General features: G+C 69.8%; 20 protein-coding genes. 11 read left to right on the top strand and 9 right to left on the bottom strand.

Annotation, left to right across the window (positions count from 1 at the left end; genetic code table 11):
• The first annotated feature begins 38 nt into the window (after positions 1-38).
• Positions 39-1,010, top strand: coding sequence for a helix-turn-helix transcriptional regulator (locus tag ACZ53K_RS31905; protein ID WP_468843486.1), 972 nt, complete (start codon positions 39-41; stop codon positions 1,008-1,010).
• 20 nt (positions 1,011-1,030) lie between these two features.
• On the opposite strand, the gene ACZ53K_RS31900 is transcribed toward ACZ53K_RS31905, so the two are convergent.
• Entirely contained in the window at positions 1,031-1,999 is a 969-nt protein-coding gene (locus ACZ53K_RS31900; protein ID WP_468843483.1) for an SDR family oxidoreductase, read from the bottom strand.
• A gap of 153 nt (positions 2,000-2,152) precedes the next feature.
• Here ACZ53K_RS31900 and ACZ53K_RS31895 point away from each other — a divergent pair, with 153 nt between their 5' ends.
• From ACZ53K_RS31895 to ACZ53K_RS31885, 3 genes are all read left to right on the top strand, one after another.
• On the top strand, positions 2,153-2,671 hold the full coding sequence (locus tag ACZ53K_RS31895) for a DUF4240 domain-containing protein (RefSeq protein WP_468843573.1): 519 nt from the start codon (positions 2,153-2,155) through the stop codon (positions 2,669-2,671).
• Between the two features lie 128 nt (positions 2,672-2,799).
• A complete protein-coding gene (locus ACZ53K_RS31890; protein WP_468843481.1) occupies positions 2,800-3,393 on the top strand; it encodes a TetR/AcrR family transcriptional regulator in 594 nt (197 codons plus the stop codon).
• Positions 3,390-4,226: an alpha/beta fold hydrolase gene (locus ACZ53K_RS31885; RefSeq protein WP_468843478.1), complete on the top strand. Its 837-nt coding sequence runs from the start codon at positions 3,390-3,392 to the stop codon at positions 4,224-4,226. Before ACZ53K_RS31890 ends, ACZ53K_RS31885 begins: the two co-directional genes overlap by 4 nt.
• Positions 4,227-4,241: 15 nt before the next feature.
• On the opposite strand, the gene ACZ53K_RS31880 is transcribed toward ACZ53K_RS31885, so the two are convergent.
• The gene (locus ACZ53K_RS31880; protein ID WP_468843475.1) at positions 4,242-4,733 is read right to left on the bottom strand and encodes a GNAT family N-acetyltransferase; all 492 of its coding nucleotides are present in this window, start codon (positions 4,731-4,733) and stop codon (positions 4,242-4,244) included.
• 49 nt (positions 4,734-4,782) lie between these two features.
• On the opposite strand from ACZ53K_RS31880, the gene ACZ53K_RS31875 reads away from it, so the two are divergent.
• Positions 4,783-5,706 carry a TIGR01777 family oxidoreductase gene (locus ACZ53K_RS31875; protein ID WP_468843472.1) on the top strand — a complete coding sequence of 308 codons (924 nt, stop codon included), beginning with the start codon at positions 4,783-4,785 and terminating at the stop codon, positions 5,704-5,706.
• Between the two features lie 351 nt (positions 5,707-6,057).
• Complete coding sequence (locus tag ACZ53K_RS31870; RefSeq protein WP_468843469.1) at positions 6,058-7,284, top strand: FAD-dependent oxidoreductase; 1,227 nt, start codon at positions 6,058-6,060, stop codon at positions 7,282-7,284.
• A 199-nt stretch (positions 7,285-7,483) separates the two neighbouring features.
• Here ACZ53K_RS31870 and ACZ53K_RS31865 read toward each other — a convergent pair whose 3' ends face one another.
• Entirely contained in the window at positions 7,484-9,064 is a 1,581-nt protein-coding gene (locus ACZ53K_RS31865) for a regulator (RefSeq protein WP_468843466.1), read from the bottom strand.
• Positions 9,065-9,424: 360 nt separating this feature from the next.
• On the opposite strand from ACZ53K_RS31865, the gene lipB reads away from it, so the two are divergent.
• The 4 genes from lipB (at position 9,425) to ACZ53K_RS31845 (ending at position 12,523) form a co-directional block, all read left to right on the top strand.
• Positions 9,425-10,240 carry a lipoyl(octanoyl) transferase LipB gene (lipB, locus tag ACZ53K_RS31860; protein ID WP_468843464.1) on the top strand — a complete coding sequence of 272 codons (816 nt, stop codon included), beginning with the start codon at positions 9,425-9,427 and terminating at the stop codon, positions 10,238-10,240.
• Between the two features lie 163 nt (positions 10,241-10,403).
• Positions 10,404-11,354, top strand: coding sequence for a lipoyl synthase (gene lipA, locus ACZ53K_RS31855; protein WP_468843461.1), 951 nt, complete (start codon positions 10,404-10,406; stop codon positions 11,352-11,354).
• 226 nt (positions 11,355-11,580) lie between these two features.
• Positions 11,581-11,799 carry an SCO2195 family GlnR-regulated protein gene (locus ACZ53K_RS31850; protein WP_468843458.1) on the top strand — a complete coding sequence of 73 codons (219 nt, stop codon included), beginning with the start codon at positions 11,581-11,583 and terminating at the stop codon, positions 11,797-11,799.
• A 10-nt stretch (positions 11,800-11,809) separates the two neighbouring features.
• Positions 11,810-12,523 (top strand): DUF4191 domain-containing protein, encoded by a 714-nt coding sequence (locus ACZ53K_RS31845; RefSeq protein WP_468843455.1) that lies wholly within the window; start codon positions 11,810-11,812, stop codon positions 12,521-12,523.
• Between the two features lie 315 nt (positions 12,524-12,838).
• Here ACZ53K_RS31845 and ACZ53K_RS31840 read toward each other — a convergent pair whose 3' ends face one another.
• A complete protein-coding gene (locus ACZ53K_RS31840; protein ID WP_468843452.1) occupies positions 12,839-13,306 on the bottom strand; it encodes an RDD family protein in 468 nt (155 codons plus the stop codon).
• A 421-nt stretch (positions 13,307-13,727) separates the two neighbouring features.
• Here ACZ53K_RS31840 and glnA point away from each other — a divergent pair, with 421 nt between their 5' ends.
• Positions 13,728-15,137 carry a type I glutamate--ammonia ligase gene (gene glnA, locus ACZ53K_RS31835; RefSeq protein ID WP_031004201.1) on the top strand — a complete coding sequence of 470 codons (1,410 nt, stop codon included), beginning with the start codon at positions 13,728-13,730 and terminating at the stop codon, positions 15,135-15,137.
• Positions 15,138-16,117: 980 nt separating this feature from the next.
• Here the strand turns inward: glnA and ACZ53K_RS31830 are convergent.
• The 5 genes from ACZ53K_RS31830 to ACZ53K_RS31810 form a co-directional block, all read right to left on the bottom strand.
• Positions 16,118-17,962, bottom strand: coding sequence for a DUF6339 family protein (locus ACZ53K_RS31830; protein WP_468843449.1), 1,845 nt, complete (start codon positions 17,960-17,962; stop codon positions 16,118-16,120).
• Positions 17,962-18,789 (bottom strand): hypothetical protein, encoded by an 828-nt coding sequence (locus tag ACZ53K_RS31825; RefSeq protein WP_468843446.1) that lies wholly within the window; start codon positions 18,787-18,789, stop codon positions 17,962-17,964. The genes ACZ53K_RS31830 and ACZ53K_RS31825 overlap by 1 nt, the downstream gene beginning before the upstream one ends.
• A gap of 65 nt (positions 18,790-18,854) precedes the next feature.
• Positions 18,855-20,846 carry a hypothetical protein gene (locus ACZ53K_RS31820; RefSeq protein WP_468843443.1) on the bottom strand — a complete coding sequence of 664 codons (1,992 nt, stop codon included), beginning with the start codon at positions 20,844-20,846 and terminating at the stop codon, positions 18,855-18,857.
• Positions 20,843-21,865: a PD-(D/E)XK motif protein gene (locus tag ACZ53K_RS31815; RefSeq protein ID WP_468843440.1), complete on the bottom strand. Its 1,023-nt coding sequence runs from the start codon at positions 21,863-21,865 to the stop codon at positions 20,843-20,845. The genes ACZ53K_RS31820 and ACZ53K_RS31815 overlap by 4 nt, the downstream gene beginning before the upstream one ends.
• Positions 21,862-24,429 (bottom strand): Z1 domain-containing protein, encoded by a 2,568-nt coding sequence (locus ACZ53K_RS31810; RefSeq protein WP_468843438.1) that lies wholly within the window; start codon positions 24,427-24,429, stop codon positions 21,862-21,864. The genes ACZ53K_RS31815 and ACZ53K_RS31810 overlap by 4 nt, the downstream gene beginning before the upstream one ends.
• Between the last annotated feature and the right edge of the window lie 595 nt (positions 24,430-25,024).

Here is a 25,024-nt window from a genome sequence, read left to right as displayed (position 1 = left end):
TCCGCACGGGATCTTCTTCAGGGCGGCATGATGCAGCCATGCGCGCTGCCCGGCTGATCAGAATGGTGCTGCTCCTCCAGTCCCGCCCGTCGATGACGGCCGCCGAACTGGCACGGGAGCTGGAGGTGTCGGAACGTACCGTCGCCCGCGACGTACTCTCCCTCTCCGAGGCCGGAGTGCCCGTCTACGCGGACCGCGGACGGGCCGGCGGCTACCGTCTCATCGGCGGTTACCGCACCCGGCTGACCGGCCTCGGCCGCAGCGAGGCGGAGGCCCTGTTCCTGTCCGGCGTGCCCGCCGCGCTGCGCGACATGGGACTCGCGGACGCCGGGTCCGCCGCCCGCCTGAAGGTGTCCGCCGCGCTGCTGCCCGAGCTGCGGGACGCCGCGGACGGCGCCGCCCAGCGCTTCCACCTCGACGCGCCCGCCTGGTACCGCGAGCCGGCCACCCCCGCCCTGCTGCCCGCCGTCGCGGACGCGGTCTGGGACGACCGGCGCGTCACCACCCGCTACCGCCGCAAGGACACCGAGGTGGAGCGGGAGTTGGAACCGTACGGCCTGGTCCTCAAGGCGGGCGTCTGGTACCTCACGGCACGGGCCGGTGCGGACATGCGCGTCTACCGCATCGACCGCTTCACGTCCGTCACCCCTCTCGACGACCGCTTCACCCGCAGCGCCGACTTCGACCTGCCTGCCTTCTGGGCGGAACGCGCCGCCCAGTTCGCCCGCTCGCTCCTGCGGGACGAGGTGACCGTACGGCTGACGCCCGCGGGCGCCCGGCGGCTGCGGCACGTGACCGACCGGGCCGGTGCCGAGGAGGCGCTGGCCGCGGCGGGCGAACCCGACGAGCAGGGCCGGACCACCGTCACCCTGCCCGTCGAGTCCCTGGACGTGGCCTTCGGCCAGCTGCTCGGGCTCGGCCCGGAGGCGGAGGTACTGGCGCCGCCGGAACTGCGGGAACGCTTCGCCGCGGCAGCGACCCGTGCGTACGAGCTGTACCGGGAGCCGTGACGGACGGCTCCCGGTGCCGCCTACCGGTATCCGGTCGTGTCCGCCGGCTTCCCCTCCTGCTCGACCTCGGTGATGTAGCGCCATGCGTCCGGCGCCGACCCGTCCACATCCGTGAAGCCGTACTCCTTCGCCAAGCCGCCGCTGGAGAGCGCCTGCCCGTTGAACCGCGCGACGTCCGGATCGGCGGCCAGCGCCGCCAGCGCCCGCCCCACGAACACCGGCGTCTCGGAGATCGCGAAGTGCGGGTTCTGCGCGCAGCCCGCCCGCCAGTTCTCCTCGGTGACCTTGAAGTGGGTGTCCAGCATGGCCTCCGACCGCAGCCAGCCCGGCGTCAGGCACACCGCCGTACACCCGTACTCCGGCAACTCCTGGGCGAGACCCTTCGCCATCCTGATCGGCCCGCTCTTGGCCAGGTCGTAGAAGAAGGGCTCCCGGTAGCGCCGGTTGGACTCCTCCGTACCGTCCGTCACCTCCACCAGCAGCCCGCCGGGCCGGCGGATCAGCAGCGGCAGCGCGTAACTGCTGGTGATGATGTGGCTCTCCACCCCCAGCCGCAGGACCCGCAGCCCCTTCTCCAGATCGTGCTCCCACATCTTCTTGCCCCACTCGACATGCACGTCCCCGCCCCACAGGTCGTTGACGAGGATGTCCAGCCGGCCCTGCTCACGGTCGATCCGCCCGGTCAGCGCCCGTACCGCGCCCGGGTCCAGATGGTCCGTCGGCACCGCGATACCGGTGCCGCCCGCCCGGTCCGCGTCCTGCCGGGCCGCCTGGCCCGCCGCTGTCACCAGCTCCGCGGTCTCCTCGATCGTCTCCGTGGCCCGGCCGACCTCGCTGAGGTGTTCGCGGGTCGTCCGGCCGGTGACGTAGACCGTGGCGCCGGCCCGGCCCAGTTCCACCGCCATCGCCCGGCCGGCGCCTCGCGTGGCACCGGCGACCAGTGCGACCTTCCCTGTCAGCGGCCCCTGGGGGGTGGTTGTTCCGGCCATGGTGAGTTCTCCTTCTCGCATGGCACGACCTTCGCGCGGATACCCGACACCTTGTGTCCGCTTTTCCGCGCGAAGGAGCGCGGATAACGACACCGTCGCATCTGGGGTACTCCGCGTGCGGCGCCGTGCGCCAGGAACGATGCTGGACCCGTGATGGACGAGACGGAGTTCTGGCAGCTGATCGACAGCTCTCGCGAGGCCGCCGAGGGCGACCCGGAGGAGCAGGCGGACGCGCTCGTCGAACGACTGGTGGCACTCGACCCGGACTCGGTGGTGGACTTCGCCCGGCACTTCGAGTCCCGGGACAACCGCGCCTACAGCTGGGACCTGTGGGCCGCGGCCGGCATTCTGCTCGGCGGCGCCGGCGACGACGCCTTCGACTGCTTCCGGAGCTGGCTGATCGGCCAGGGCCGGGAGGTCTTCGAGGGCGCGCTGCACGACCCCGACCACCTCGCCGAGCTGCTGGACGCGTTCGACGACGAGGTGGACGGCGACGCGGAGGAACTGGGCTACGCGGCGGACGAGGCGTACGAGCAGCTCACCGGCGCCGAGATGCCGGACCTCGGCCTGCCGCCGCAGCCCCGCGAACCGCTCGGCACCTATCTCGACCTCGATGACGACCGCGTCCTGGCGGAACGCTTCCCCCGGCTGTGGGAGCGCTTCGGCACCTGACGGCGCTGCGAAAACCCCTTGCCGCTCCCGCCCTCCATGAACTAAACCTAGGGGCCCTAGGAAAAACCTAGGGCCCCTAGGGATGTCGTCATCCCCAGGGGCCACCCAGGAACACGGGAAGTGGACAGATGGCACGGGCCGGACTGACGGCAGAGCGGGTGACGCTCGCGGGCGCCGAGCTGGCGGACGAGGTCGGGCTGGAACAGGTGACCATGTCGCAGGTGGCGCGGCGGCTCGGCGTGAAGGACGCCAGCCTGTACACGCACGTCCGCGGCCTGGACGACCTGCGCGGCCGGATCGCGCTGCTGGCGGCGGACGAGAAGACCATCCGCATTGCGGAGGCCACCGCCGGACTCGCGGGCAGGGAAGCCCTGATCGCATTCGCCAACGCCTGGCGGGAGTACGCGGGCAGCCACCCCGGCCGCTACATGGCGACGCAGACACCGATGAACATCGACCCGGAACTGGCCGCGAACGCGCCCGGACCACGGCGCGCGGTCGAACTGACCTACGGCATGCTGCGCGGCTACGGCCTGGCCGAACCCGACCTGACCGACGCGGTCCGCCTGCTGCGCAGCACCTTCCACGGCTTCGCCGCCCTGGAAGCCGCCGGCGGCTTCCAGCACGGACGTCCGCCGCTGGACTCGTGGGCCCGCGTCCTCGACGCCCTCCACACCGCCCTGGAGCACTGGCCCGCAGCCCCAGAAGGAGACCCCTCATGAACGGCCCGACCACCGGCAGCCTGCGCGTGAACGGCGCCACCCTGCACTACGCAGTACGCGGCCGGGGCCCACTCCTGCTGCTGATACCCGGCGGGGCGGGCGGCGCGGCCTCCTTCGACGGCATGGCCGACGACCTGGCCGCCGCGTACACCGTCGCGACGTACGACCCCCGCGGCATCTCCCGGAGCGTGCTGGACGACCCCGAGGCCGAGCAGCACGTGGCCGGACACGCCGATGATGCGTTCCGGATGCTGGAACTGCTCTCGCCCGGCGAGCCCGCCCGGGTACTCGGCATCAGCTCGGGCGCGATCGCCGCCCTCCACCTGCTCACCACCCACCCCGAACGCGTCGCGCGCCTCGTGGCACACGAGCCGCCGGTGGTGGAGGTCCTCCCGGACGCCCCCGAACACCGCGCGCTCGTCACCCGCGTACAGGAGACGTTCCACACCCAGGGACTCATGCCGGCGATGGCCGTGTTCGCCGCGGGGCTGAAGAGGGACGGCAGCACCACCGCGCCGCAACCCGAGATGAAACTCCCGCCGCAGGCCGCGGCGCGGGCCGAGCAGACGATGGCCAACCTGCCGTACTTCGTCGGGCGCATCGTCCCCGCCTTCATGTCCTACGCCCCGGACACCCGACGCCTGGCCGAGCTGACCGACCGGCTCGTACTGGCCGGCGGTCATGACTCACGCGGCGAACTGGCCTACCGTCCGGCCGCCCACCTGGCCGAGCGCTTCGACACGGAACTCCTGCACTTCCCCGGCGGCCACACCGGCCTGACCACACACCCGGCCGAGTTCGCCGAAGTCCTCCTGAAAGCACTGACCGCCTAGCGGCCCCCCGGCGGCTCAGACCAGCTTCTTCCCCATCAACACATCGTCCACGTACGCGCCCTCCAGCAGGAACTCCTCGGGCAGCACACCCTCCACCTCGAAGCCCGCCGACTCGTAGAGCCTGCGCGCCGGGGTGTTGTGCCCGAGGACGCGCAGCGTGATGCGGCGGGCCCCCTCGTCCGTCGCCTGCGCGCAGGCCGCTTCCAGCAGCGTGCGGGCGACGCCCCGGCCCCGCGCCCAGGTGTCCACGGCCAGCCCGCGGATCTGCCGGACGTGGGCGTTGCAGGGCAGCCCCGTCGGAGGCACCAGCCGCAGATACCCCGCCAGCTGCCCCGCGATCTCCGCCACGAGCAGATCCTCGGGCCGATGCCGGTTGTCGAAGAACCGGTCGTACGGAGGCTGCGGCCGGGGCGTCACGGAGTGCAGCGTCGACCATGTACGGCGGTCCATGACCGCGAGCGGCTCCTCATCGGCAAAAACGGCGGTACGGACGAACGATTCGGACATGCGTGCCACTGTGCCATGCGTATGCCCCGGGGACGGGCAGTATGGCCCCATGCGGATCGCGATCACCGGCTCGGCCGGTCTCATCGGAACGGCACTCCGGCGCTCCCTGCGCGAGACGAGCCCCACCGGCCCGTCGGACACCGGGGAGCGCCCCGACATCGTCCGGCTCGTCCGGCACCCGCCGCGCGCCGCCGACGAGGTGCAGTGGGACCCCAAACGCCAGACGGTGGACGCCGCCGGGCTCGCGGGCTGCGACGCCGTCGTCCACCTCGCGGGCGCGGGCGTCGGCGACCACCGCTGGACCGACGCGTACCGGCGCGAGATCCGGGACAGCCGCGTCCTCGGCACGGCGGCCCTCGCCGAGGCCATCGCCTCCCTGGACACCCCGCCGCGGGTCTTCGTGTGCGGCAGCGCGATCGGCTACTACGGCGACACCGGCGACCGGCGGACGGACGAGTCGGCACCGCCCGGCGACGACTTCCTGGCCCGCGTCTGCGTCGACTGGGAAGAGGCCGCCGCCCCCGCCACCGAAGCCGGCATCCGTACGGTCTTCCCCCGCACCGGGCTGGTCGTGGGGCGCCACGGCGGCGCCTGGGGACGGCTGTTCCCCCTGTTCAAGCTGGGCCTGGGCGGACGGCTCGGCAACGGCGGCCAGTACTGGAGCTTCATCTCCCTGCACGACCACATCGCCGCCCTCCGGCACCTCATCGACACCGAGGACCTGAGCGGCCCGGTCAACTTCACCGCCCCCGAACCGGTCACCAACCGCGAGGTCACGGCAGCAATGGGCCGCGTCCTGCACCGCCCCACGCCCTTCCCCGTCCCGGCCCCCGCCCTGCGCCTGGCCCTCGGCGAGTTCGCCGACAACGTCCTGGCCAGCCAGCGCATCATCCCCCAACGCCTCCTGAACTCCGGCTTCACCTTCACCCACCCCACCGTGGACGAGGCAATCCGGTCGGCCCTCACGTCCTGACCCGGGTGGCGCCCACGTCCTGTCTCTTTCCCCCCACCGGGGCGAGGCCCGCCACGAGACCGAGGGGCCGGGGCTCCGCCCGCACCACCCACACCAGCGGCGGGCCCCGCCCCACCCCCTCACCCCGCCGAAGGCGACCCGCACACAGCAACGGACAGCACCATCCCACCCCTTCGCGGCACTCCGTGCCGCAGCCGTGCCGCAGCATGCGCCCGTGCGCGGTCTACGCGCGATCGCGCCCCCACCGCCGCGCTTCTTATGGTTCCAACCTCACGAACTCGGCATCCCGCGCGCCGGTACGGGGCAGGAGCCTCCGTAGCGCCGGCACCGGGACCGACCTCGGGAGGGCACGTGCTGCGCACCGCATCGACCGTGGACGTCGTCATCGTCGGGGCCGGCCTCGCCGGTCTCGCCGCCGCCCACCATCTGACCAGCGCGGGAGCCACGGTCACCGTGCTGGAGGCCGCCCCGCGCACCGGCGGCCGGACCACCACCGATCACCTGGACGGCTTCCGGCTGGACCGCACCGGCCAACTACTCGTCACCTCGTATCCCGAACTGCGCACCACCCCCGGCCTCAACGGCCTCGTTCTGCGTCACTTCGCCCCCGGGCTCTGTCTCCACAACGGCCAGCGGACACAGCGGGTCGGTGCGCCCCGGAGCACAAGGGGCGCACTTTCAGCCGCGCGCGCCCTTTCGCGCTCCGAACGGCGTGCCGACCGCCCCATCGCCCAGGCGCTGGCCGCCCGCCCGGCCTTCCCCCCGTACATCCCGGACGGGTTCCTGCGCCCCCTCCTGTCCGCCCTGCTGTGCGACCCCGAACTCACCGGCTCCGGCCGCAGCGCCGCCCGGGCGCTGCGCGCCTTCGCCCGCGGACGGCTGTGTCTGCCCGCCGGCGGGGCCGCGGCCCTGCCCGAACTCCTCGCCGCCTCCCTTCCCCCCGGCACTGTGCGCACCTCCGTACGCGCCGTCTCCGTCTCGACCACCAGCGTCGGCACCGCCGACCACGGACAGCTCCCCTGCCGCTCCGTGCTGGTGGCCACCGGGGCGCGCGACGCGGCAGGGCTGCTCCCGGGGCTGCGGGTCCCCGACTTCCACCCGGTCACCATCGTGCACCACACCACTGACAGTCCCCCGGCCCGCGAACCGGCGCTCTTCCTGCCCGCCGAAGGCCCGGTCGCGCACACCTACGTCGCCAGCGAGACCGACCCCTCCCGCGCCCCGGCGGGCCGCGCCCTGGTCACCACGACCGTGCTGGGCGCCCCGGCGACCCTGCCCGCCCGGGCGCTGGACAAGACCGTCCGCCCCCAACTCGACCGGATCTACGGCACGTCCACCGACGCCTGGGAGCTGCTGGCCGCCCACCACGACCCGGAGGCGGTGCCGGCCATGCCCGTACCGCACGCCCCGGAGCGGTCCGTCCGGCTGCTGGCCGGGCTGTACGTATGCGGCGACCACCGGGACACCGGCACCGTCCAGGGCGCCCTGCGCTCCGGCCGCCGGGCCGCCCGCGCCGCGCTCGACGACCTCCGTCTGCCCCCGTTCCACGAGCCCTGCGAACTCTCCGCGGCCGCCTGACCCACCAACCGCTCCGGACCGAACACACCGACCGGTCAGCGCGGACACACACCCCCTGGCCGGGTCCGGCCCGGCGCACCCAAGCGGGCGGGGCCGCCGACACGCGCCCCGCCCCACCACCCCTCACCGGCCACCGGCCCCGGGCCTGCCCACCGGCCCCCACCGGCCCCCACCGTCCTCCACCCCTCCCCCCTCTCCTTCACCCCTTCATGGCCGCCACCCGGTCCCGGTACCCCCGTACCGCCGCCGCGTCCCGGTACGGCTCCAGTCGGCGCTCGAATTCGCGGACGTACTCGTGCGCCCGTACGGACCGCATCTCGGACGCCTGGAGTGCCGCCTCCGCCCCCAGCGCGCACGCCTGCTCCAGCTCGCCCAGGCCCAGCCGCGCCGTCGCCAGCACCACCCGGCAGAACAGCCGGCTGCGTGCGAAGCCGGCGCCCCGCAGCTGGAGCGAGCGCTCCGCGTGCTGTGCCGCCGCCCGGAACTGCTGGAGGTCGCGGTGGCAGTGCGCCAGCTCGTCGGCGAGCTGCGCCTCGTCGAAGAAGCGCGCCCAGTAGGGCGTGTCGTCCCCGGGTCGCGCCGTCTCCAGCGCCCGTTCCGCCCGCGCGAGCGAGGCCGTGCACGCCCGCACCTCGGTCAGTACGCCGTGCCCGCGCGCCTCCGACGCGTGCAGGAGCGCCTGCACGACGGGCGGCGCGTTGCTGCCGACGCCCTGCTGGGCGACCCGCGCCAACTGGACGGCCTCCCGGCCGTGCCCCAGATAGACGGCCTGCCGGCTCATCGTCACCAGGACGTACGCGCCGTACGCGCGGTCCCCGGCGGCCTGTGCCAGCCGCAGCGCCTGGACGAAGTAGCGCTGCGCCAGGCCGTGCGCGGCGATGTCGTACGACGTCCAGCCGGCCAGCCGGGTCAGGTCGGCGGCGGCCGCGAACAGCCGCCGCCCGGCCGCTTCGCCGTACGTGCCGCGGAGCATCGGCTCGACCTCGTGCTCCAGGTAGCGCACCAGGGCCTGGCGTGCGTGCCCGCCGCCGTACGCGTGGTCCAGGGCGCGGAACAGTTCGCCGACCGACCGGAGCGCCTTGATGTCACCGGCGGACACCCGGTAGGCGTGCGCCCGGTCGGCGCGTTCCGTCCGCTCGGGGCGCTCGGCGCGGTCCGTGCGCCCGGCGCGTTCGGCGGTCCCCGCGCGGTCCGTCCGCTCGGGATGGCCGGGCCGGTCATGACCGGCGCGCTCCTGCCCCGGGCGGTCCATCTGCCGCTGCCGGGGCACCGACACCTGCATCCGGCCCGGCGCGGACAGCCGGCCCGCGGGTTCGGCCGCGTCACCGTGGGCTACCCGCTCGTCGGCGCGCCCGATCAGCCAGTCGCGGCTGGGCACCACCAGTCCGGCGGGGGTGAAAGCGATCTTGCGCAGCTCCGCGTGGCTGCCGGAGTCCTTGCGCCACAGGCCGCTGACGATGTCCACCGCCTCGCTCGGCGTGGACGCGAACTCCAGCCCGGCGTACACCGGCGCGCAGGCGTCCAGGCCGAGGTCCTGGGCCGACAGGCGGCGTCCCAGTCTGCGCGTGAAGACCTCGGCGATCAGGGCGGGCGTGGTGCCTCTGGGCTGCTGCCCGCGCAGCCAGCGCGTCACCGACGTCTTGTCGTACCGGAGGTCGAGCCCGTGCTCCAGGCCGAGCTGGTCGACCCGGCGGGCCAGCCCGGCGTTGGAGAATCCCGCCTCCGCGATGAGCGCGGCGAGCTGTCGGTTGGGCGTGCGCTGTGGGGGTCGTTCCGTCATCAGCTTTACCGGTCTCCTGCCTTCCGGGCCGAGCTGCCCGGGTTCGGCTGACCCTGTCCGGCGCTGCTCCCTGCCCTCGTGGAACGGCGTGAATGTAACGGCCTGGAGCGGCTTTCTCGCCGCCTTCGCCACGCGTTCATCCGATCGTGTGAGCAGGGCTCGCACTGTCCTCCACGCGTCCGCGGCCGTTCCCGCCCCGACGCCGTAACGGCGGCCCCGGGAGTGGCCCGGGGGCTCCCGGAGCACTCCCGTGCGCCCGCGTACCAGGCCCCCGCCCCGGGCGCCTGCGGGCGCCGTACGCCCCCGCCGTACAGTTGGCGTGGGCGCGAAGGATGCATCAAAGTTCGAAGAGGAGCTGCCGTGACTGCGATCTCTCGGGGGGACACCCCCGCACCCGAGGGGCTGCGCTTTGTCCAGCTGGGCTTCGGCACCGACGCCGTCGATTACGAGACGGCCTGGCAGGAGCAGCGCAGGGTGCACGCCGCCCGGTTCGCCGACGAGGTCCCGGACACCTGCCTGCTGCTGGAGCACCCGCCCGTCTACACGGCGGGCCGGCGCACGGACGACAGCGAGCGCCCCCTGGACGGCACCCCGGTCATCGACGTCGACCGCGGCGGCAAGATCACCTGGCACGGTCCCGGCCAGCTGGTCGGCTACCCGATCCAGAAGCTCCCGCGCCCGGTCGACGTTGTCGCCCACGTACGGCGCCTCGAAGAGGCCATCATCCGCACCTGCACCGAGTTCGGCGTGGAGACCTCCCGGGTCGAGGGCCGCAGCGGCGTCTGGGTGCTGGGCGACCCGGTCGCCGACCGCCCGTCCCTGGGCGGCCTCTCCCTCGACTTCGATCCCCGTACGGCCGACGAGGAGTTCGACCCCCGGCTGAACGGCCCGGAGTACGCTCCGTCCAACGCCGGCCAGCGCCGCGAGGACCGCAAGCTGGCCGCGATCGGCATCCGTGTCGCCAAGGGCGTCACGATGCACGGCTTCGCGATCAACGTGAACCCGGACAACACCTCGTTCGACAAGATCGTCCCCTGCGGCATCCGGGACGCCGGGGTGACCTCCCTCGCCAACGAACTCGGCCGGGAGATCACCATCGCCGACGTCCTGCCCGTCGTCGAGAAGCACCTGCGCGACGTGCTGGAGAACGCCGTACTGCTCCCGCGGGCGGTCTGAACCGGCCGGTTCCCGGACCGGCCGAGCCGGCCACCGGGGCCACCGGAACCGACCGCGAGGAATGCCCCCCCTGCCATACGGGGTTGGCCTGCACGTAAAGACGTGCGAATTGACGGGCGTACCCTGGTGTACGCCGAAGAAACGAAGTCGTAGGGAGCCGGACGTGTCCGCTGTCGCACCCGACGGACGCAAGATGTTGCGCCTGGAGGTCCGGAACAGCCAGACCCCCATCGAGCGCAAGCCCGAGTGGATCAAGACCCGGGCGAAGATGGGCCCCGAGTACAACCACCTGCAGGGCCTGGTCAAGAAGGAGGGCCTGCACACGGTCTGCCAGGAGGCGGGCTGTCCCAACATCTATGAATGCTGGGAGGACCGCGAGGCGACCTTCCTCATCGGTGGTGACCAGTGCACCCGCCGCTGCGACTTCTGCCAGATCGACACCGGCAAGCCGCAGGAGCTGGACCGCGACGAGCCGCGCCGGGTGGCCGAATCCGTCCAGACCATGGGGCTGAAGTACGCCACGATCACCGGCGTCGCACGCGACGACCTGGACGACGGCGGCGCCTGGCTGTACGCGGAGACCGTCCGCCAGATCCACGCCGCGATGCCCGACACCGGCGTCGAACTGCTCATCCCCGACTTCAACGCGGTCCCCGAGCAGCTCGCCGAGGTCTTCTCCTCGCGTCCCGAGGTGCTCGCGCACAACGTCGAGACGGTGCCGCGGATCTTCAAGCGCATCCGCCCCGGCTTCCGCTACGAGCGGTCCCTCGAAGTCATCACCAAGGCCCGCGAGGCCGGCCTGGTCACCAAGTCCAACCTGATCCTGGGCATGGGCGAGGAGCGCGCGGAAATCAGCCAGGCGCTCCAGGACCTGCACGACGCGGGCTGCGAACTGATCACGATCACGCAGTACCTGCGGCCGTCGGTGCGCCACCATCCCATCGAGCGCTGGGTCAAGCCCGCCGAGTTCGTGGAGCTGAAGGAGGAGGCCGAGGAGATCGGCTACGCCGGCGTCATGTCCGGCCCGCTGGTCCGCTCCTCCTACCGCGCCGGCCGCCTGTACCAGCAGGCGATCGAGCGCCGGCAGGTCGAGGAGTCGGCGCAGGCCCTCTGACCCCACAGGGCCGGCTGCCCCGCACAGGGCCGTCCGGCCCATGGACCGGAATGTGACACGTGGCACAGAGTGTCATGACGCGGCCCGTACCTCCCCAGGCAGGGGCGGTGCGGGCCGCGTCAACGTTTCATCGGTGTTTGACCGGTGGGTCATCAGTTGGTAACACCGATCTGTAACGATGGCTTCACAGTACGCATCCATCATTCCTCCAGAAGGGGAACCCGTCATGCAGGCCGCGCCCGCTCGCGCCACCGCCGCTCTCCCCATCCCTTCGGTCACCGACGCCCTGCGCGCGGTGGAGTCCGTACTGATGGGCGGCGGCCAGCGCACCGCCCGCCGGAACGCGTGGACATCGGTGCTGGAGGACCGCCGCCGCGCCAAGGACCGGCGCGAGGCCCAGCACGTACTGGAGGCCGCGGCGACCGAGGGTCCGAACGCCACGTAAACTGCGCCCCATGGCGAGGAAGGCAAAAGCAGACAGCGCTGAGGGCGCTGCGAACCCCGGGCGACTGAAGCAGATCGCCCAGACCTACAAGATGACCCGTCGGGTCGACCCCAAGGTCGGTCTTGTCGTCGCCGGCGTGGGCATCGTCGTTTTCGGCGTACTCCTCGTCCTCGGCTTCCTGATCGGCCACCCCGTCTACCTGGGCATCCTGGGATTCGTCCTGGCCTTCCTCGCGATGGCGATCATCTTCGGCCGCCGTGCCGAGCGGGCCGCCTTCGGACAGATGGAGGGCCAGCCCGGCGCCGCGGCGGCCGTACTGGACAACGTGGGCCGCGGCTGGACGGTCACCCCGGCCGTGGCGATGAACCGCCAGCAGGACGTCGTGCACCGCGCCGTCGGCAAGGCGGGCATCGTCCTCGTCGGCGAGGGCAACCCGAACCGCGTACGCGGCCTGCTGGCCGCCGAGAAGAAGCGGATGGCCCGCATCATCGCCGACGCCCCGGTCCACGACTTCGTGGTCGGCGACGGCGAGGGCCAGATCCCGCTCAAGAAGATCCGTACCACCCTCCTGAAGCTCCCCCGCACCCTGCCCGGCCCCCAGGTCACCGCCACCAACGACCGCCTCCGCGCGCTCGGCGACCTCATGAGCAACATGCCGGTCCCGAAGGGCCCGATGCCCAAGGGCATGCGGATGCCGAAGGGCGGCGGCGGCAAGATGCGCTGAGCCGCATCCGCGGCCCAGCACGACGCGGCGCCCGGCGCCCGTCACCGGAACGGCCGAGGGGCCCGGGACCTTGTGGTCCCGGGCCCCTCGGGGGTTTTACGGGTGTATACGGCCGGGGGCGGGAGGCGGCCTGAGTCCGGCAGGTCTGAACCAGCCCGAAGCCAGCCCCCATGACCAGTCCGGTAGCCGGACCGAAACCCAGCCCCTCAACCAGTCCGCCAACCAGCCCCGAGCCCAGCCCCGTAAGCAAGGTGATCCGGTCAGCTGATCAAGGTGAATCAGCTGATCAAGGCGGTTCGGCCGGCTACGTCGCGGTCAGATCCGAACCTGCACCGCACGGGAGAGACGATCGTGCAGCCCGCGGCCGTCGCGGTCCCAGATCACCGCCGGGATGACCACGGCCAGCAGGACCGTCCGCAGGACCACGCGCAGCAGCGGCAGCCGTCCGCCGCCCTCCGCGACCACCCGCAGGCCCACCAGCCGCTTGCCCGGTGTGAAGCCCACCGTGCCGACCGTCAGCACGCTGAGCACCACGAAGACGGCCAGCGCCCAGTTGCTCGTCGACTCCGCCCGGCCGTGGCTCAGCAGCCCGTACGCGACGAGCGAGCACAGGGCCCAGTCGATGAAGAGGGCGGCGAAGCGCCGGCCGGGACGCGCGATCGAGCCCGGCCCTTCCTCGGGCAGCCCGAGCTGCTGCCCGCGGTAGCCGAACTCGACGCCCATGTCCTCGGCTGCCGCGCGGGGCCCGGAGATCCACGATCCGATTGCTTGCCTGTTGTCCACCCGTCCACGGTACTGCGACCGCATACGTTCCCCCCTTCGTGGGGCACCACCGACAGCCTCGGCCGGCCGCCCCGGAGCCGCCGCGCGTCGATCCCGCCACGCGGCGCGACCGTACGGACACGCCTCCGCTCCGAACCCGGCCCGGCCCCGCTCAGCCCCGGCACCGCCCGCGCCCGGCCGTCCCTCATCCTGCCCGGCACCTCCCCACCACTCCCCCGGAATGATCAATTCCACCAGTCCCCTCCGCCGCACATCACCTCCCCAAACAGGCCGCGCGGCGGTTAACCTCGGCGAAACAAATGGGTCATGCTTGGGAAATCCCGCCTGCCTATGGTCGGGCAAGCGCGCCACCGCACATGACGCGCTCCGAGTAGCAATCCCGCGTCCGCCGACCGCCGGTGACCGGGCTAGGAGGAGTTGGATGTTCCAGAACGCCGATGAGGCCAAGAAGTTCATCGCGGACGAAGACGTCAAGTTCGTCGACGTCCGGTTCTGCGACCTGCCCGGTGTGATGCAGCACTTCACGGTTCCGGCGGAGGCGTTCGACCCGACCGAGGAGCTTGCCTTCGACGGCTCCTCGATCCGCGGCTTCCAGGCCATCCACGAGTCCGACATGGCTCTGCGCGCCGACCTCTCCACCGCCCGCGTGGACCCGTTCCGCCGCGACAAGACGCTCAACGTCAACTTCTTCATCCACGACCCGATCACCGGCGAGCAGTACAGCCGTGACCCGCGCAACGTGGCGAAGAAGGCCGAGGCCTACCTCGCGTCCACCGGCATCGCCGACACCGCGTTCTTCGGCCCGGAGGCGGAGTTCTACGTCTTCGACAACGTCCGCTTCGAGACGTCGGCGAACCAGTCCTTCTACCACATCGACTCCGAGGCCGGCGCCTGGAACACCGGCTCCGAGGTCAACAACCGCGGTTACAAGGTCCGCTACAAGGGCGGCTACTTCCCGGCTCCCCCGGTCGACCACTTCGCCGACCTGCGCGCCGAGATCTCCCTGGAGCTGGACGCGGCCGGCCTGAAGGTCGAGCGCCAGCACCACGAGGTCGGCACCGCCGGCCAGGCCGAGATCAACTACAAGTTCAACACCCTGCTGGCCGCCGCCGACGACCTGATGCTCTTCAAGTACATCGTGAAGAACGTCGCCTGGCGCAACGGCAAGACCGCCACCTTCATGCCCAAGCCGATCTTCGGCGACAACGGCTCCGGCATGCACGTCCACCAGTCCCTGTGGACCGGCGGCGAGCCCCTCTTCTACGACGAGCAGGGCTACGCGGGCCTCTCGGACACCGCCCGCTACTACATCGGCGGCATCCTCAAGCACGCCCCGTCGCTGCTGGCCTTCACGAACCCCACCGTGAACTCGTACCACCGCCTGGTGCCCGGCTTCGAGGCGCCGGTCAACCTGGTCTACTCGCAGCGCAACCGCTCCGCCGCGATGCGCATCCCGATCACCGGCTCCAACCCGAAGGCCAAGCGCGTCGAGTTCCGCGCCCCGGACCCGTCCTCCAACCCGTACCTGGCCTTCTCCGCCCTCCTCCTCGCGGGCCTGGACGGCGTCAAGAACAAGATCGAGCCCGCCGAGCCGATCGACAAGGACCTCTACGAGCTCGCCCCCGAGGAGCACGCGGGCGTCCCCCAGGTCCCCACCAGCCTCCCGGCCGTCCTCGACGCCCTGGAAGCCGACAACGAGTACCTCCAGCAGGGCGGCGTCTTCACCTCCGACCTCATCGAAACCTGGATCGACTACAAGCGCACCAACGAAATCGCCCCGATCCAGCTCCGCCCGCACCCGCACGAGTTCGAGCTGTACTTCGATCTCTAAAGGGCGGGGCGGGTGGTCTGCACAGCCCCTGATAGATCCACCATGGTTTGAGCAGAGGCTTGTCACCGAGTTCTCGCACTTCGCGGCGGATAGCCACGCCGTCGCACACCGAGTGCGCGCGGTGAAACTGATCCCCCGATGCTGAAGCAAGCACAACATGAGGGCCGCTACCCACGCAGGGGTAGCGGCCTTCACTGTTCATCCGGCCCTGAATGGATATCCCTGACGACGGCCCTCACCGGGACGTCCCGGCCGCCCGCACGGGCAGTCGCAGATCGCCGAGACAATGGCCTTGTCGAGCGGGATGGCACAGCTTTGCCGATCTGCGCGGCGATTTCGGTCTTCGAGCCGTACCAGCGACGATCGCGAGGAAAACCACATGGACGCGAGCGACCTCGTGGTGAGTGATGAGGCGAGGCTCCGTCGGATGGGGGTAGCGCCCCGCATCGCGCTCGAAGGACTCGGGCTCGGATGATGACAGAAGGCTCGCCCAGTCGCGGCCTCCCCTGACCTCTCCGTACCCGTTCGATGATTGTCCCAGCTCTCCGTGGAGAAGTAACCCATCGGCGTCTTCACGCTTTTCGGGTTCGGAGGGTCAAAGAATCGGAACCCGTTTCCGTCCTTGGTGTACCGCTAGCCGGAAAGATTCTTGCGGTTCCCACTCTCGGATATGGCTCGTCGAATACGCTGTCGACGGCTTACCGGGGCGGCACTCCCGCATCGTCGCCGTCGAGCGGCTCGGAGAAGGCGCCGGTTCCGTTCTTCGGACGCCGGTCACCGTCACCACGGGATACACCATCGCGCGAACGCCTGCGGCGGCAGCGTTGCTCGACGGCGGCGAAGCCACGGAACACCAGGTCACCACTTCCCCTCACGTCGGAGCTCGTGGAACCCCTGGGTGAGCCCACCACAACCGGAGAATGGATCGACGACCGTGACGGGCTCGGGAACGAGGGGCCAGACGTGGGCATGAGGTGGCCTCAGTTTCGAAGAGCTGCTGCGACGGCACGCCCCACAGCTGTCGCGAGGGGTGGCGGCATGGCATGGCCGATCTGGCGATACCTGGAGGTCTTGCCGCCGAAAAAGCGCCATTCCGAAGGGATCGCCTGGATCCTCGCGGCTTGGTCGACGGTCAGCTTGGGCAGGCCATCCGCGGGGAAGCTCTCATCCGGGACATCGTCTCCGAGGCTGTTTCCGTTCACTCCGAGAGCCGCCCATGCCTTCTTGCTGCCCGTCGGGCCGAGGTCTGCGCCGCCCCGCCGCTCGGATCCCCCGACCAGGGCAGGCGCTACACGATCAGCCCCTTTGATCCAACGCTCCGCACCACGCCACCCGTTTGCGGACATGGAAGCCCCGAGAACCTCGCCCACGGTCGGAGGCGGCAGGTCGTCCGGTTCGGGCCAGACGAACCGGGAGAAGTGCGGGTCCTGCAAGGCGACCAGAAAGCCGCTGCTGCGATTTTGCGGCACACCGAAATCCGCAGCATTCAGGACTCGCCAGGTCGAGCGGTAGCCCGCGTCCCGGAACTCGGACTCGATCCACGCACGCTCGGCTTCGAAGGACGAGTTCTCGACCAGGTCCGCGACGTTCTCCAAGAGCACGGCTTTGGGTCCGATCTCACACGCCAGCCGGGCCACGGCCCTGAGTACTCTGCGCTCTTCAGTGTCCTCGGCGCGACCGACGGTCGCGGAGGATTTCACGCGCGGGAGACCTCCGCTGACAAGGTCGACACCCCGGATATCCGCCCGCGCACTCGGCCGGAACTCCACGACATCCATGCAGACCACGTCCCATTCGGGTCTGTTGAGGTCGATGGTGAAGCAGGCGTCGGCCTTGCTGTCGATGAGCAGTACCGGGTCGAATCCGGCGCGTTCGAGCCCGAGTGCCTGTGCTCCGGACCCGGCGCAGACCTCCACCGATCGGAACCCAGAGGGAGCGACCGGCGCCTGCGTAACGGGGCGGGAAAACAGCACGGCGTCCCCCGACACCACCTTCACAGGCGGTTCAGCGGTCACCTCGCCTCGGCCCCTCCCGTGCCCGGCCTGTGCGCCGTTCTCCGCAGTCGGCGCGGACGGGCCTCGCTGGACGTCGATGGACTCCTGGGCGACCGCGCGCAGCTCTTCGTCCAGGGCACAATCCTCGATGCCGTCGAAGAGGACGAACGGAGCGAGCCGCAGCAGCCTTTTGAGGAAGTCGCGAAGGGTATCGCGCTCGTTCAGGCCGGTCAGATCGAGATCCTTCCAGACACGAAGGATGGCCCGGACCATGTGTGGGCTTCCGCCGAGGGCGGCCCGGCGCGCGTAGATCTGGTCGAATGCGGCCTCACCGAGAATCTTCAGTGCACCGTACGGTTGGGGATCGTCGGAGGCGCGTACGAGCTGGGCCCGCCACCACAGCCTGCCGAAGACGTGCCGGGTGAGGTCCGTGCCGAGGACACGATCCCTGGGTGGTTGCGGGTAACGCCAGAACGCGACGTCGGGGAGCAGAATCAGCGAGAGGAAGGTCCAGACGTCCCGGGAAGCAGCCTCGGCCGGGACCATCCCCATCTCGGCATGCAACATGGCGGCGAGCCGAAGGTCGAAATCGGCATTGCCCTCCCGGTCGGAGCGGTCGGGGAAGCCTGCCCGTTCGGCGAGGTCGAGCACGCCCGCGCGCAATTCCCGGAGCCGACCGGCAGGCACCCGATCGCCTCCGGTGGCCACGTACACGGCAGACTCGTGGCCCAGGCGCGATCGGCCGGCCAACTCGGCGACGGGCAGTTGCCGGTACTCCTCGAACAGTGGTCTGGCCTGTTCGGCAAGCAGCCGAGGGTAGAGGAAACTCATCATGACACCTCGAACATCTTGACGGCCGCCTGCAGGTCCGAGGCGAACAAGGCAGGTGACTGTCGGTGGCGCAGGCGAACGTCCTCGATCTTCTGCCCTGGGAAGAGCTGGTCGAACAGACTGACCAGGGTGGCGCCGAACGACCCGTCGGGGAAGTCGGAGTCCTCTGCGAAATCGTCATGTCCCAGTGCGTGCTCGATCATGATCCTGGCGGCGTCCGCGTAGACCGCCGAGAGCACGATGCGATCCACCGGTCGTGGTCGGCCCGCGTTCTCGAACGCGGTGGCGGTGACCGTGTTGCGCTCGTTGACGAGCAACAGAAGAGATCCCATGGTGGCGCTCTCGAGACTTCCGCTGATCTGCAGGTGCCAGGCCGCGTCGTCCGGGAAGGAGGTGCGGGCGAAGTCGATCACGGCCATGGGGAACTGCGGCGCATCGCCCTGCAGCCGCAGTGACTCCCGATCGCTCCACAGGACGGATCCCGCCCTACGCGGCGAGGAGGGGTGAGCATCTTTGCGTCGCTCGGCCAGGACGAGGGCCGTGTCGAGCAGCAGCAGACCGCCCAGGTCGGCCCCCCGCAACCGTACGTCCAACTGCACCGTGCCGGTGCCGGATGCGGACAGACGCACATGTTGAGCCGGCCCACCGAGGTTGGATCCCGTGGCCGTCCACACGACCGCAAGCATCAGCGCAGCATCGTTCGGGAGTGCTGATTGCGAACGCGCCCGGTCCAGGTCGACGCGGACGGCTCTGCGCAGGTGCAAATCCATCTGATAGTCCCAGTCCGGCAGTGCCTCGGGCATGACGACCTCACCGTCCTCGGTCACCAGCGACCAAGTCTCGGCAGCGACCACGTCCTCCGACGGGCTGCGGTAGGGCAGAACGCGCCGAGTCACCGGTTCCTCACCGCCTCGACCTTGATGCCGATCTCGGTCATGGTGTCCGGGGCAGGACGGACCAGAGCCCGCCAGACGGAGTCACCGCCCTCGATCACACATGTCTCCGAGTCGTACAGGAGTCCGCCACTGTCCTCCCACCCCACGAGCGTGGGCATGCTCGCCCCGATGGGCGGATCCTTCTCGCGACCACCCGATCCGGGGAGCGTCACGGCCAGTTCGATCCGGACCCGCTGCGGACCGGGTGCCGGCAGCCGGAATTCCTGGACGAGCACCGCGGTGTCGCCGCGGTCGTCGTAATAGGCGTCGCCGACGTACTGCACACGTGGCCGACGGTACGGTGTACCACCACCGTCGCCACCCGACTCGTCGAAGCTCCGACGACCGGTGCGGGGATCCGCCGGATCGGCGTTCTCGTCATAGGCGTGCGAACCCGTACCGGTGGGCACCGGCGACGGAGCGGTCCGTCCACCGGGCCCGGGCGTGCTCTCCTCCGCGTCGCCGTCCTTCGAGGCCCGCGTGACGGTACTGCCCGGTTTGGCGTACGCAGTGGCCCCTCCGAACCCCCAAGCGCCGCCCACCAGCCCGGAGAACATCGAGCTGGCTGCCCCCAGAGCGACGTTGTTCGCGCCCGGACGGGCGACGCCTCCGAGTGCGAGCAGGCCTTCCAAGGATTCATTGATACGCCGGAACGTCGTCTGCACGAACGTGCTGCCGGGCCTTTCGAGCGACTGCGGGTTCCAGGCGTCGTGGGTGGGCGGTTCGGCCTTCGCGTAGATGTCGTCCATGGCCTCGTCGGCCCGGAAGACCCCGGCGTACCCCTGGCTCGTGCTCGGTGGTTTGGGACCCGGCCGATAGGTCACGACGAGTTCTGCGGGACGCATCAGACACACGTGATGGACGAGGTCCTCGATATCGAGCATGCGCGATGCACGGCTCGGTTCCAACGGTGGCATGATCCGCTTCACCAGTCCCAAGCGTCCCAGATGCCGCTTGGGTCTCAGACACAGCAGATCGCTGCCCTCCGGGCCGATCATCTTCTCGTAGGCGGCAACGAACATGTCGAGCGGGCGGGTCTCCCGCGGATCCGGCACCCGGTGCTCATGGCCGTCGCAGGTGACGGAGAAACGCATGGCCGGAGCACCGCCGTCCGTGGCGAGCATCTTGGGCCAGAGGTGCCAGGTGATGGTCTCGGCCACATAGTCGGCGGCTGCAGCCGGCTGGAGCTCGTCCAGGTGCGGGTCGACGACGACGATGGTCGTGCCGGTCTCCTCGGGCCGGAAAGGTCTGAGCCCCAGACGTTGGGCAAATATGTCCGCGTCGCGGCCGACCAAGGGCTCCACGACGTCTCCGGAGGCGTCGCCCCACCAGTGCCGTCCGGTGTAGCGGCGTCGTCCCCCGCCTTCGGGGGCCACGAAGCTGTTCCAAAGACTGCATCCGATGAGCCGGGTCTCGTGGCCCCCGTCTGCAGTACGGCATCGGGAATGCACAATGGCTGTTCCGCACTGGGACAACAGGTAGAAGATGCCTTTGCCGAAGCCGTAGGTACCGCCGCCCAACGCAACGTCGCGCGGCTCGCCGATGTTGCGGATGAAGGAAACGAAGTCTCGATCGAAGCCCACGGCATCGTCGGCGCGAGTGGGGCCTCCGAGGCCTCGCGTACCGCGGTCGGAGACGGCCATGACCCGGATCGCGCCACGTCGCAGCGTCTCACGCAGCGGGAAGTTCTCCGTTCGTGCGGGTGCCCCCTCGAGGAGCAGCTCCCGCCACGCGCCGGCGTGGGCCGGCCCGACCGTCCGTATGTCGACGGCGAAGTCGACCGGAGCGGGGGAGACCGTCACACGGGCGTCCCAGCTGTTCTGTGCCGACTCGCGCACCAGGATGGTGAGCAAATCGAGTTCCGGTCGTCCCAATTGGTTGCGGATCCCCTCCGCCGCGCTCGCTCCCTCGGGAGGGTAGGGCTGGGAGACCCACCGGGGCTCCGTCACACGGACTCCTGAATGAGCTTGTCGATGGTCCGGGACACCTCTCTGGGCGCCAAGGGCGCAGGGGTTTCGCCGGACAGGTCGATGGTGTACTCGACGTCCACGACCGAAACAGGTATGCCTGCCGCGGCCAGGGCCCGTCCTGTCAACGCGGGGAAGGTCGCATCGACCTCGTACCACTTCTCCTCGTCGATCGCGAAGCGCACGTCGTGGTAGCGGGTCGCATCCGAGGGCAGGTAACCGGCAGCGGCGAGGAGCCTGCGAAGCGCGCCTTCGTCGTCACAGAGCCTCAACGCGTGCTCGACGGTATCCACGAGACCGGTGCCGTCACCCCCGTTGCTGCGTCGTAGGCGGAACCAGGCAAGACAGAGGTTTCCGCCTACGGGCACCTCGAGCTGATCCAGGCCATGGATACGCGGTCTCCGGCCCACGGTGGCGGTGCCGGCCTTCACCTCGACGGCTGTGGCGCCGGCGGAGAAGTCGTGGCGGTGCCTCTCAGGGCCACGCCAGCACCGGTGCGCACTCGCGTCTTTCGCCAAGAGCCGGTTGAGCACCGTCAGCTCACCGAACAGGCCGGCGAGCTGTTCCGGACCCAACGGGTCTCCTTGGTTCCGGAAGAGAGACCTCCAACGGTCCAGGACACGGTACAGGGCCTTGGCCGGGTTCTCGGGCACCTCTTTCGCCTGGCCCAGCACGTCCACGCACAGATCCGTGAACAGGTCGTTGAGGTCTTCCCGCAGGCAGGCGAGGTCGGCGTAGGTCCGGTAGCTGTCCGCGTCCTCCAGGGGCCGCCTGCTCAACTCCAGCGCCGGGCCGTTCAGGCCTGGTCGGATCTTGCGGTTGGACGGGATCGGCACCAGGACGTGGCGGTGCCGGTCGTAGTCGACGGCCACCGCCAACGGGCCCAGTTCGGCGACGACGGGAAGTTCGGAGACTCTCAGCCGTCGCTCACCTGTGGTCCGCTCTGCCTCCAGCTTGGTCCAATGTTCCTCGACCACCGTGCGGAGCGTGTCGTCTCTCATGCGTCCTCGCTGTCGAGGACGCTGAAGTCCTCGTCCTCGATCGAGACGCCGGAAAGGTCGGCGGAGATGTACCCGTGCACCGTGCTGTCCACGCCCAGCGGCTTCGGGAAGACGAGGCCGACGCCGATCACGTGCTCCTCGGCATTCAGCGGGGCACGCAGCAGCTTCTTCTTCGGGTTCGTGGACGGCGTCGGCTCGGAGACCTTGTCGATCGGGTACAGCACCAGCAACCCCGTGTCCGGTAGCTGGGCGCGACGCGCTTCCATGATCGCCTTCTCGGCCAGCTTCGAGGTGTCTCCGGGGAGATCGACAGCAGCGTCCCGGCGGCTCATCAGCGTCTTGATGTCGGCGAAGTCCCCCGGTGATTCGTCGATCTTGAGACGGGCACGGACGTTCCGCCCGACAGTGACACCGGGCGCGAAGGTGAAGTCCTCGCCCTTGGGATTGCCCACGATCGCAACATTCCACCGGCCCAGCGACCCCGCATCGGCGAGCCGCTGACGGATGTATGCGGTGATCAGTTCGGGGTCGTTCTCCGGAGAATTCTCGTGGAACGCGTATGTCGCCAAGAAGTCGAGCACGTAGTCGTGCGGGACATTCCGAAACACGTACCGGCCCTCCGCCGGGCGCGGCTCCGTTCGCACGGCATGGGTCACAGATACTTCGACGAGCGTGCGAGCCGCGTCGATGTTCCGCTGCAACCAGTCCCGATTCGTGTGGAAGTAGTGGGTCTGCACCCGCTTGCCACCGTAGGAAGAGGCGGCCGTGACAGCGTCGCGCATCTTGGCCGCCGCGGTCACACGCAGGGCAGGGTGGGTACGAAGGCGGACGGCGAAGGTGAGCGGGTTCTCGTCCTCGGTCATGTAGATGTCGATGTCGCGACGCATCTCCGTCTCGACAGTGGCAAGGTGCCGGAACCACCCGGCCAGCTCGTCGGTCATCCAGATGCGAGGCAGGTCGGCGTACCCGTTCCGGAACCCGAACCAGCGCCCCATCTGCAGCAACGTATCGTACGCCGAGACGGCACGGACGAAATAGCTGACCACCAGGCCCTCGAGCGTCAGCCCTCGCGAGAGGGTGTTGCCCCCCACGGCGATGGCCACGACCGGGCCGTTCTCGTAGTCGAGCCGGTCCTCGCTGCTGGAGTTGTCCATGATGACGCGACAGCTGTCGAGAACTCCCGGGAGCTCCGGCAGCAACTGTTCGAACGGCACCTTCGTCCCGCCGAATTCCTCGGCCGGCACCCGCTCGGTCTCCTCATCCCAAAGATTACGCAACCGCTTGAGGAAGACGGCATCGGTCAGGGACTGCGCGGAACGGCTGCGCAGGTGCTCCAGCGGCCTCTTGAAGCTGTTGTGCACCGAGGTGTTGACGCTGGTGTGGATCAACATCGTGCTGTGCGGGTTGCCGGTGCCGCGCACCCGACGCGCGGCGGTCACCAGCCAGAAGTACTCGACCGCTCTGGTGAGGGAGTCGGTGACGACCGGTTCAAATCCCTCGACGTCGGCCCTCGTCATGGGACGTACGCACGGCACGTCCTCGTCGGGTATCGAACGAATCATGTCGTAACCGTCGTCGAGCTGCTCTGGATCCTCGCCGTCAAGCGCGTAACGACCGAAGAGAACTTCGGTCCCGAAGTGCCCGTCGGGCTTGGGCAGGTTGACGACGAAGTCTCGGGGGTACAGGTCCTCGGCACTCGGATCGATGAGCAGGTTCGCGAACGGGGAGGCCGTGTAGCCGATGTAGGCGGACTTGGGCAGACAACCCATGATGTCCAGGATCAGAGGGTTGATGGACTTCGTCGCAACGGTGGCCTGGTCCGCCTCGTCGTCGATGATCAGAGCGGGACAGTCCCGCAGATGGTTCGAGGCCTTCGCGAGCCACTGGGCGAGCTTGCGCAGCACCGTTGCGTTCTTCTTCACCACGCACAGCACGTGCGTCCTGTTGTTCTTCCCGAAGTACGAAGCGGGGTTCTCCTGCGGGGTGAAGTCCCTGTCGAGGCCGGTCAGCTGGGACCACATCGTGGGGTTCGGCTCCACGAGCTGCTGCACGAGTCTGGCCTGGGTCTGACGACGAAGGCCGTTGTGTATGCCGGCCAGGACGATGAAGAGTTTGTAACCGCGGTCGGCCGCCTTGGCCATGACCGAGGTGAAGTTGGTGGTCTTTCCGGACTGCACATGCCCGACGACGAGGCCACGGGTGGAGAAAGCCGTCTCCTTCGGGTGGTTCAGCAGCGAGACGACCCTGGTCGAGGACTCGTCGAGCTTCTCGATCGCGGGGTCCTGGGGCCATCCGTCCTTGCGGAGCAGATCCACGATCACCGGCCAGCACTTGTCCTTGGCCTGCGGCCCCGTGTACCAGGTGTCGCGATTGCCCAGGACCACCGCGTGCGGTTCCTCGAGCTCCTTGATCCGAATGGTCTGCTGCTCGTGCCGCTCACGGATCTTCTCGACGACGTCGGAATCGATCCCGAACTGTTCCAGTCGCTTGATCGCTTCGGAAGGGGGAAATGCATCCAAGATCGCCTTGAACGTCTCGTACATGCCATCGGTTTCGTCAGCCATCGGGACTCGCCTGTTCCCCGTTCTCGTTCGATCAGGTCGTTTCGGCCGCGAGCCTCTTCGCCGCCGTCAACTGCTGCATGAACGACACAGGCCCCCGAGACACACACCGGTACGTCACTCCCCCGTGCCGCTACACCCTATTAGGTGACGCATGGTGTTGGCGCACGATATCGGAGCTTCCCGACCACCAGAAACGTGACCGGCCCTCCTGCAGTCCCCTCCCCCGCTCCTGTCGCACACACTGTCGTCAAGGGCCACTCCTCACAGGGACCCGACGCGGGCGGAGACCTGATGGAGTTCCTTCAACACCCGGCCGGGGGCGTGCCCCTGAAATCGCTCGCCCGGCCCGCAGGGCTGACCTTCAGCTCACAGTGCCCTCTTCGCCGTTCGCAACGCTTGCCGTACGTCAACATGCGTGCCGGGCGGGGCAGACGATCGAGCTCGCACCATCGCTTCCGCACGAGTCGTGCTTGCACGCGCCAGTCGCGCAACCGATGGGGCGGGTCCTCGCGAAGCAGCCGGATGAGCCCGCAGGCTGCTTCCTCATTCGCGACCACTTGGTCAGGTCGTGGCCGGAGGACGCAGGTCTTCTTAG

This window comes from Streptomyces sp. NPDC033221 (assembly GCF_055577005.1).
Note: the sequence above shows the minus strand (reverse complement) of the source record. Positions and strands in the feature narration are given on the sequence as shown.

Excerpts from the sequence above, each read along its gene's own strand:
- ACZ53K_RS31900 (WP_468843483.1), bottom strand. The coding sequence starts at position 1,999 with ATGGCCGGAACAACCACCCCCCAGGGGCCGCTGACAGGGAAGGTCGCA.
- ACZ53K_RS31845 (WP_468843455.1), top strand. The coding sequence starts at position 11,810 with ATGGCGAGGAAGGCAAAAGCAGACAGCGCTGAGGGCGCTGCGAACCCC.
- ACZ53K_RS31890 (WP_468843481.1), top strand. The coding sequence starts at position 2,800 with ATGGCACGGGCCGGACTGACGGCAGAGCGGGTGACGCTCGCGGGCGCC.
- ACZ53K_RS31810 (WP_468843438.1), bottom strand. The coding sequence starts at position 24,429 with ATGGCTGACGAAACCGATGGCATGTACGAGACGTTCAAGGCGATCTTG.
- ACZ53K_RS31815 (WP_468843440.1), bottom strand. The coding sequence starts at position 21,865 with ATGAGAGACGACACGCTCCGCACGGTGGTCGAGGAACATTGGACCAAG.
- ACZ53K_RS31850 (WP_468843458.1), top strand. The coding sequence starts at position 11,581 with ATGCAGGCCGCGCCCGCTCGCGCCACCGCCGCTCTCCCCATCCCTTCG.
- ACZ53K_RS31865 (WP_468843466.1), bottom strand. The coding sequence starts at position 9,064 with ATGACGGAACGACCCCCACAGCGCACGCCCAACCGACAGCTCGCCGCG.
- ACZ53K_RS31885 (WP_468843478.1), top strand. The coding sequence starts at position 3,390 with ATGAACGGCCCGACCACCGGCAGCCTGCGCGTGAACGGCGCCACCCTG.
- glnA (WP_031004201.1), top strand. The coding sequence starts at position 13,728 with ATGTTCCAGAACGCCGATGAGGCCAAGAAGTTCATCGCGGACGAAGAC.
- ACZ53K_RS31905 (WP_468843486.1), top strand. The coding sequence starts at position 39 with ATGCGCGCTGCCCGGCTGATCAGAATGGTGCTGCTCCTCCAGTCCCGC.
- ACZ53K_RS31875 (WP_468843472.1), top strand. The coding sequence starts at position 4,783 with ATGCGGATCGCGATCACCGGCTCGGCCGGTCTCATCGGAACGGCACTC.
- ACZ53K_RS31830 (WP_468843449.1), bottom strand. The coding sequence starts at position 17,962 with ATGAGTTTCCTCTACCCTCGGCTGCTTGCCGAACAGGCCAGACCACTG.
- ACZ53K_RS31880 (WP_468843475.1), bottom strand. The coding sequence starts at position 4,733 with ATGTCCGAATCGTTCGTCCGTACCGCCGTTTTTGCCGATGAGGAGCCG.
- ACZ53K_RS31895 (WP_468843573.1), top strand. The coding sequence starts at position 2,153 with ATGGACGAGACGGAGTTCTGGCAGCTGATCGACAGCTCTCGCGAGGCC.